Annotated in this window: 5 protein-coding genes; 1 reads left to right on the top strand and 4 read right to left on the bottom strand. The window is 59.9% G+C overall.

The genetic code is table 11. The annotated features are described in order from the left end of the window. Positions 1–521: 521 nt before the first annotated feature. Positions 522–1,937, top strand: coding sequence for a N,N-dimethylformamidase beta subunit family domain-containing protein (locus WAW39_RS30170; protein ID WP_422323474.1), 1,416 nt, complete (start codon positions 522–524; stop codon positions 1,935–1,937). A gap of 121 nt (positions 1,938–2,058) precedes the next feature. Here the strand turns inward: WAW39_RS30170 and WAW39_RS30165 are convergent, their stop codons facing one another. The 4 genes from WAW39_RS30165 to WAW39_RS30150 form a co-directional block, all read right to left on the bottom strand. After that, positions 2,059–3,408, bottom strand: coding sequence for a DUF1501 domain-containing protein (locus tag WAW39_RS30165; protein WP_422323472.1), 1,350 nt, complete (start codon positions 3,406–3,408; stop codon positions 2,059–2,061). 16 nt (positions 3,409–3,424) lie between these two features. After that, positions 3,425–5,362, bottom strand: a complete 1,938-nt coding sequence (locus WAW39_RS30160; protein WP_422323470.1) for a DUF1549 and DUF1553 domain-containing protein — start codon at positions 5,360–5,362, stop codon at positions 3,425–3,427. A gap of 27 nt (positions 5,363–5,389) precedes the next feature. Further along, entirely contained in the window at positions 5,390–6,934 is a 1,545-nt protein-coding gene (locus WAW39_RS30155; RefSeq protein ID WP_422323468.1) for a hypothetical protein, read from the bottom strand. 134 nt (positions 6,935–7,068) lie between these two features. After that, positions 7,069–7,609: biopolymer transporter ExbD (locus WAW39_RS30150; protein ID WP_422323466.1), on the bottom strand; the 541-nt coding region annotated here is incomplete at its 5' end.

Raw genomic sequence — 7,609 nt, 5'->3', positions numbered from 1 at the left:
TCGACCTCTCCGGCGGCCGCGCGACCTACTGATCGCTGCTCCAAAGGCTCGTCAAACCACCCATAGCCAAGGCGCCGGGGTCTCCTGACCCCGACACCATTCGGCTCATGCCTGGCGATCCTAAAAGGATCAGAGAGATTAGGTATGGTGAAGCGGTGCAGCGTGAACCACCAGCCCCTTCGCATCATGTTCCCCATCTTGGGGCGCATGCCGGAGGTATGCGAGAAGCCTTCTGCTATCCGATCTGCACGCCTCCATTCTTTCGTCACTTAGCTTCGCCACACACCAGCCCCAACGGGGCTGCGTATTTGAGCCCAGGGTTCGCCGAGCCTCAGCGAGGCAACCCTGGGTTTCAGGCATCATGCCGGTGAAGCAAACCCAGTACACCGCTACACCTCACATTCACCAGCAGCGTCTGCAATGCGCTCCGCCGCGCACCCGCTCCGCGATCTTCAAACGCCTCTTGTCATCGGAAACTCTCTCCTCTGATCGTTTTCGCCTCCAACCCGCGTATTCTGCAAATGTCCCTGATCACCGCTGAAAACTCCAAGCCCGGCTCACACGACTGGCAGCTCACCCGCATGCGCCTCGACAAAAACGAGGGCTTTCGCACCCCCTTCATCGAAGGCTACTGCTCGCGCCAGTCCGTGAAAGCAGGCGAGACCCTCGACATCTTCGTCAGCACCCAACCCACCGCCCGCTTCAAGCTCGAAATCTTCCGCACCGGCTACTACGGCGGCTGCGGCGCGCGCCTGATGACCGAACTCGGCCCCTTTGAAGGCAAAGAGCAGCCCGTGCCCGGGATCGGCGAAAAACGCCTCCGCGAATGCCGCTGGGAAAAGACGACCACCATCACCATTCCGCAGGACTGGCTCAGCGGCGTCTATCTCGGCAGGCTCACCACGCTGCCAGCCTCGAAGGACGAACCCTACTGGCAGAGCTACATCGTCTTCATCGTCACGGACGACCGGAAGGCCGATATTCTCTTCCAATGCAGCGACAACACCTGGCAGGCCTACAACCGCTGGCCGGACAATTACTCCCTCTACACCGATCCGAAGGGCAATCAGGGGCCGTGGTCCGATGTGAGCTTTGATCGTCCATATGCGAAGTATGCGCAGATCTATGAGAATCCCCAGTCCGTCGGCAGCGGCGAGTGGCTGTGCTTTGAGTTTCCCGCCGCCTACTGGCTGGAGAAGGAAGGCTACGATGTAACCTACTGCTCCAATGCCGACATGATCACCCCGGATCACGGTTTGAAGTGCAAGGCCTTCATCAGCATCGGGCACGACGAGTACTGGGACATCCGCCAGCACGACAGCGTCGCGAAGATGCGCGATGCCGGTGTCAATCTGCTCTTCCTTTCCGGCAATTCCGTCTGCTGGGTCACGCCCTTCTCACCGAATGCCAGCGGCGTTCCCAATCGACGGATCTTCCGCGGCGGACCCTACGGAGGTGACTACAAGTATGCCGTGGATCGTGAGAAAGATTACGGTCCCTATCCGCATCGCGGGCCGGACGAAGGCTATCTCATGGGCGTGCGCAACATCGATCCCGTGAACGGTGGCGGCGACTGGATCTGCACCAAGCCCGCGCACTGGGTGTTTGCAGGCACCGGCATGAAGCAGGGCGACACCCTTCCCGGCATGATTGGCTGGGAGTATCATGGTGATGCACCGAAGGACCTGCCCGGCCTCGAAATCCTCGCCGCAGGCACCGCCTTCCAGGGCGGCAGCAATCCGCAGCAGTGGCAGGCCGTGATCTTCGACGGCCCGAAAGGCAACTTCATCTTCAATGCCTCCACCATCTGGTGGGCCCAGGGCTTGAGCAAACCGCCCGGCCACATGCCCGTCTGGAGCCACTACTCCCGCCCCCATGGCACGGACGCACGCGTCCAACGCATCACCGCGAATCTGCTGAAACGGGCGCTTGGTTGACGCATGCTCGAACTTCGCGACAGCGTCCTGGAGTGCTCCAGCCCTCTGGAGCTTTGCGCGGACCGGGAGACGTTCGAAAGCGCCGGAGGACCGGCGCACTCCAAGACGCTGTCGCGCTCAATCACGCCAAAATCCCCTTCGCCACCTCGCCGCTCACATCCGTCAGCCGGAAATTCCTCCCCGCATAGCGATACGTCAGCCGCTCATGGTTGATCCCCAGCAGATGCAGCACCGTCGCATGCAGATCATGCGTGCCGATGATCCCCGTCTCCGCCTTGTCCCCCATCTCATTCGTGCTGCCATAGGCAAAGCCGCCCTTCACGCCACCGCCCGCCATCCACATGGTATAGCCCCCACCATTGTGACCACGACCATTATACGGCTCATTGTCATACCCACTGCCACGCCCAAACTCACCACCCCACATAATCAGCGTATCCTTCAGCATGTCCCGCTGCTTCAGATCCTCGATCAATCCAGCGATCGGCTTGTCAATCGAAGTACACTGCCGCGCTAGATTGTCACGCAGCCCATTGTGATGATCCCACCCCGGCGAAGTCAGTTGAATAAACCGCACGCCCTTTTCCGCCATGCGCCGCGCCATCAGACACTGCGTGCCAAACCGCTCCGTATTACCATCATCAAGGCCATAAAGTTCGCGGATCTTCTGCGGCTCCTTGTCCAGATCCAGCACCTCCGGCACACTCGTCTGCATCTTATAGGCTAGCTCATAACTCTGAATAATCCCCTCGATCTCCGGGTTCCCCGGATCCCCGTTGAGCAGTTTGCGATTCGCCTTCTGAATGAACTCGATCTGCTTCCGCTGCTGCGCATCACTGAGCCTCCCATTGCTCAAATCCGGCACCCCACAACCACCGCTGCTCAGGCGAGTCCCTTGAAACGTCGCCGGCAAAAACGCCGAGCCATAGTTCATCGCCCCGCCATTGTCCGCCGCCGGATTGATCGTGACAAACCCCGGCAGATCCTCCGCCACCGTGCCGAGTCCATAAACAATCCACGCCCCCATCGAAGGCCGCACAAACGTCTCACTCCCGATGTGCAGCGCCACCGTCGCCATCTGGTGGGCATTCGTTCGCGTCTGCATCCCGTTCAACAGGCACAGCTCATCCGCATGCTTCGCCAGTTCCGGAAACGCCTCCGAAATCATGATCCCGCTCTTCCCCCGCGGCTTGAACTCAAACACGCTCCCCATGTACTTCTGCACCTTGTTCGCCTCCGCCCTCGCCAGCTCTGGCTTATAGTCAAAGGTATCCAAGTGACTCGGCCCGCCCTGCATAAACATAAAAATCACCCGCTTCGCCCTCGCCGCAAAATGCGGTTCCTTCGGTGCCAGCGGATTGATCGTCTTCGGCGGTGCCGCAGCCCCCGCCCACTGCTGATGCAGCGCATTAAACGCCAGCCAGCCAAAGCCGGTGCTGGTCGATTGGAGAATGGAGCGACGAGTGGTCATGGTAGAAAATGAAAGGTTAAAACACATATCGAAACTCCGCCGTGCCAAGCAGCGCCTGCACCAGCGTCTGCATGTCCAGCTCGCCCGCATCGCGAGTTTCCTCAATGGACGGCTCTCTGCCGAGAATCAGTCTGTAGACCGCCTTCACATCCTTCCCAGCTTTCTCCGCGATCTCACCCGCCAGTTCCTCCACCATCGGGTTGTTCATAAAAAACAAAGCCTGCGGTGCCACCGTCGTCACATCACGCTGCCCCTTGATCTGCGTCGGCCCGGGGAAATCAAACGTGCTGAAAAGCTCCGGCACATTGTCCCTCACCACCGGCAGATAAATCGTTCGATACCCATCTTCAACACTGAGCAGCCCACGCGTCAAACCATGACGCCCCTTGCCACCCGTGCCCGCCACCTGGATGCCTTCAGGTCGATCAAACGTAAGCTTCCACGCCAGTTGCAGCAGCGTGTCCCGCAGCGGCTCCAGTTCCAGTCGCTTTGCATTCATGCGCCACCTCAGTTTGTTCCCAGCATCCGGGTGTTCAGGATTGCCCGTGCTCGCCAGCCGGTACGTGCGGCTCAGCATCATCGCACGAATCATCTTCTTCACCGACCACCCACCCTCCACAAAACGGATCGCCAGATGATCCAGCAGTTCCGGATGCGTCGGATCACTCCCCGTGATGCCAAAATCATCCACCGTCCTCACAATACCTTCGCCAAACAGATGCTGCCACAGGCGGTTCACCGCCACGCGTGATGTCAGCGGATGCGTCGCCTGAGTCATCCACTGCGCCAGCTCCAGCCGCCCGGAGGACTTCGCCGGAATCTTCGGCAGCGGGGGCAGGGCAGGCATGCCCAGCCTGCCACGCTCCGGCGCCGTCTTGCGGTCATGCGGATCACCACCCACCGCCAGTTCACAATCTTTCGCCTCACCTTCAATGACACCCATGCAAAAGTGCGGATCCACATCGTAGCGGATCGTCGTCTTCGGATTACCCAGCGCCCGGATGTCATCCATCGAATGAATCCCCTCCGGCAGCTTCGTAGGCGGGCCCACCGCCTCATCCAGCTTCGTCGGCAGATCCACCAGCATCTCCGGATCCACATAACCCGAGCCGTTCATGTCACTGCGATTCGCCTGACCCGGCAGCGTGCGACTGCTGTAAAAAATCCCCGCCAGCGCATAATAATCCTTCTGGCTCACTGGCTCCGTCTTGTGGTCATGACACCGCGCGCAGCTCAGCGTCAGTCCCATGAACGCCCGCGACACCACATCAATCTGGTCATCCACCTGATCCAGCACAAACTGCTCATAGTCCCCCTCCTGCAAATTCACGCTCCCCAGCGCCAGCATGCCCGTCCCCACAATCTGGTCACGCTTCTGCAGCACCGTGGTGGCAGGCAGCAGATCACCCGCGATCTGCTCCGCCACAAACCGGTTGTAAGCCTTGTCCGCATTCAGCGAATCAATCACCCAGTCACGATACTTCCACGCATACGTAAAAGGCGCATTCCACACCCGGCCCACACTGTCTGCATATCGCACCACATCCAGCCAGTGCCGCGCCCACCGTTCGCCAAATCGCTCTGATTGCAAAAACGCATCCACCACCTTCGCAAACGCCACATCATCCGCCGCCGCATCCTTCACAAAACGCTCCACCTCCTCCTGCGTCGGCGGCAGTCCACGCAGATCAAACGACGCCCGCCGGATCAGCGTCAGCCGCGAAGCATCCCCAATCGGATGCAGATTCTCCTTCTCCAGCCGCGCAAGAATGAATCGATCAATGTCATCCTTCGCCCACGCCGCATCCTTCACCACAGGCACAGCCGGGCGCAAAATACGCTGATACGACCACGGCGTGTCATTGTCATATTTCTCTGCCGCAGGAAGAATCCCCGCAGTAATAAGAGCACCGCAGAGCCAGAATGCTTTCGAACGTAAATGCTGTGTCTTCATGGTTGGTGGTAGATAAAAATATTCGCCTCACCGCTTCGCCTTCAGCCACACGCTCAAGGCCTTCACATTCTGCACAAAATCAAGGCTGTAGATCACACCACCCGCAGGCCGCGTTTTCTTCCCGCCCGCATCGCGCATCCATCCGCGCTCCTCGTCCGTCACGGGCCACGAGCCATCCGCCTGCTGCTCCTTCATAATCGTCGCAATCTCCCCCTCCGTCGGTGGCGAAGACCACCGCTCTTTCTCCACTCGTGGAAAAACAACACTCTCACCGCGCCCGATCTTCCTCCCAATCGACTCAATCGCGTCCAGCTCACTGTCCCATTTCCACCCATAGTTGGAGGAAGCCTTCTGGTCCGAATAAGTCAGCACAAACCCCTTGCCGCCTTCACCACGCTCAAAGTACAGCGGCTTGTTCGTCTGCAGCTCATAGTACCGCGCGATCCTTCCATCCGGCAGCAGCGACTTCCGCAAATACGCCAGCGCACGCGGCAGCGGTGCCAGGTACTTCTTGTCACCCGTCGCCGCCGCCAGCCTCAGCAGCGCCCACATCGCCGACTGGCTTTCACGTCCGCAGATCGCACTCGGCTCAAACGCACGGCTCCACGCAGGTTGCATCTCCTTGTCATACTGCTGCGCCCACGCAGGCTGCGGGTCAGGCATCTGCGCCGTGACAAGAAAATCCCCGCCACGCTTCGCCGCCTCCAGATACTTCGCATCCCCCCGCAGCTGCCACGCCAGCAGCAGCGTGCTCATCAGCGTCGCATGCGTGTTGTCATTGAGCACATAGCAGCCCGTGAAATCCTTCGGCCACTTGCGCGGCCACTCAGCCGGATAACTCCCTGCCTTGATCGGATACTTAGCCGCCGGTGGCGGCGCACTCGGCCACGAGTCCCAGTTCGCACTCCACCCTCCCGCCGGGTACTGCGTCGCCATGATCGCATTCAGCGCAAAATCCGACGCCTCCTTGATCTCCGCATCCTTGCCCCCCAGCGCATGATCCACCCGCACCAGCAGCCGCGTCGCCGCCTGCGAGACAGCATCATCAAACGTCGAGTAGTTGTTCTTGTTTGCGTGCCTCTTCCACACCTCCCACCCACCTTCACCCTTAGGCACTTTTTTCCGCTCGATAAGCCTGCCATCCCCATCACGCCGGTAAAGCTGCACCCCACGGTTCTTCGCATCAAAATGCCCCGAGTAATCCCAGCCCCCCGATGCCAGTTGCGTGCGAGCTACCGCATGCGCCGCCGCCACCGCCGCCGCCAGGCACTTATCATCCTTCGTCGTCTCATACGCATCCAGCATCGCCATCCCCACCGCCGGAGTCCCTGGCGGCTGAATCCAGATCGTGTCCGCCCCCGGAATCCCCTCCGCCTCCCTCAGTGCGAAGTCCGCGCTGTAGCGGTACACGTAGCCGCCGTGCGCCGCCGCCTTGGAATGGTAGAAAGAAACGGCTTTGATAGCCGCTGCGGCGACTCCAGCGGGAGCCGCCGCCGTTGCGAACGGCGGAATGACGAATGCCGAAATCAGAATGACAAATAAATGACGAAGGCCAAATGAAGAACCCAGCATTGGGCGGTGGTTGGAAGCTGCGTTCGACATTGGGTGTTATTTCGTCATTCGGATTTATTCATTCATCATTTTGCCTGAACGCCGTTTGCAGCGCAGGCATGATGGTCATCAAATAAGCATCACGTTCCACCCGCTCACTCCACCTTGATCCCGACCTTCTTGTTCCCGTTGTCACGCACGGCATCGACGGTGTTGTGAAGCGCGCTGAGCGGAATGTTGTCGTCGCCGGTGACGACGACTTTCGCTCCGGCGTGGTCGGGCAGGAAGGTGCTGAGGTGGCCGCGAAGGCGGCTCATGGAAACTTCTTCATCACCCACCATCACGGCCTCTCCGTTTTTGATCACGCGGAGAGTGAGCGTCTCGCTGGAACTGGTGCTCTTGTCGCCATCGCTTGCTCCGGTTTTTTTGCCGCCTTCACCTTCGCGTGCGCCGGTCTTCTTGCTTCCACTTTCACCGTCGCCAGTGCCAGGCTTCTTGCCTCCACCTTCGCCATCGCGCATGCCGGTCTTCTTGCTTCCAGCTTCGCCGTCACCCGTCCCAGGCTTTTTGCTTCCACCTTCACCATCACGCATGCCCGTCTTCTTGCTTCCGCCTTCGCCATCACCCGTGCCGGGATTTTTGGCTCCGCCTTCACCATCGCGCATGCCCGTTTTTTTCGAGCCTTCACCATCACCC

The organism is Prosthecobacter sp., from assembly GCF_049294395.1.
Classification (GTDB): domain Bacteria; phylum Verrucomicrobiota; class Verrucomicrobiia; order Verrucomicrobiales; family Verrucomicrobiaceae; genus Prosthecobacter.
This window is presented reverse-complemented; position numbering and strand designations above follow the sequence as displayed.

Coding starts and splice junctions, on each gene's coding strand:
- WAW39_RS30170 (WP_422323474.1), top strand. CDS start 522: ATGTCCCTGATCACCGCTGAAAACTCCAAGCCCGGCTCACACGACTGG.
- WAW39_RS30165 (WP_422323472.1), bottom strand. CDS start 3,408: ATGACCACTCGTCGCTCCATTCTCCAATCGACCAGCACCGGCTTTGGC.
- WAW39_RS30160 (WP_422323470.1), bottom strand. CDS start 5,362: ATGAAGACACAGCATTTACGTTCGAAAGCATTCTGGCTCTGCGGTGCT.
- WAW39_RS30155 (WP_422323468.1), bottom strand. CDS start 6,934: ATGCTGGGTTCTTCATTTGGCCTTCGTCATTTATTTGTCATTCTGATT.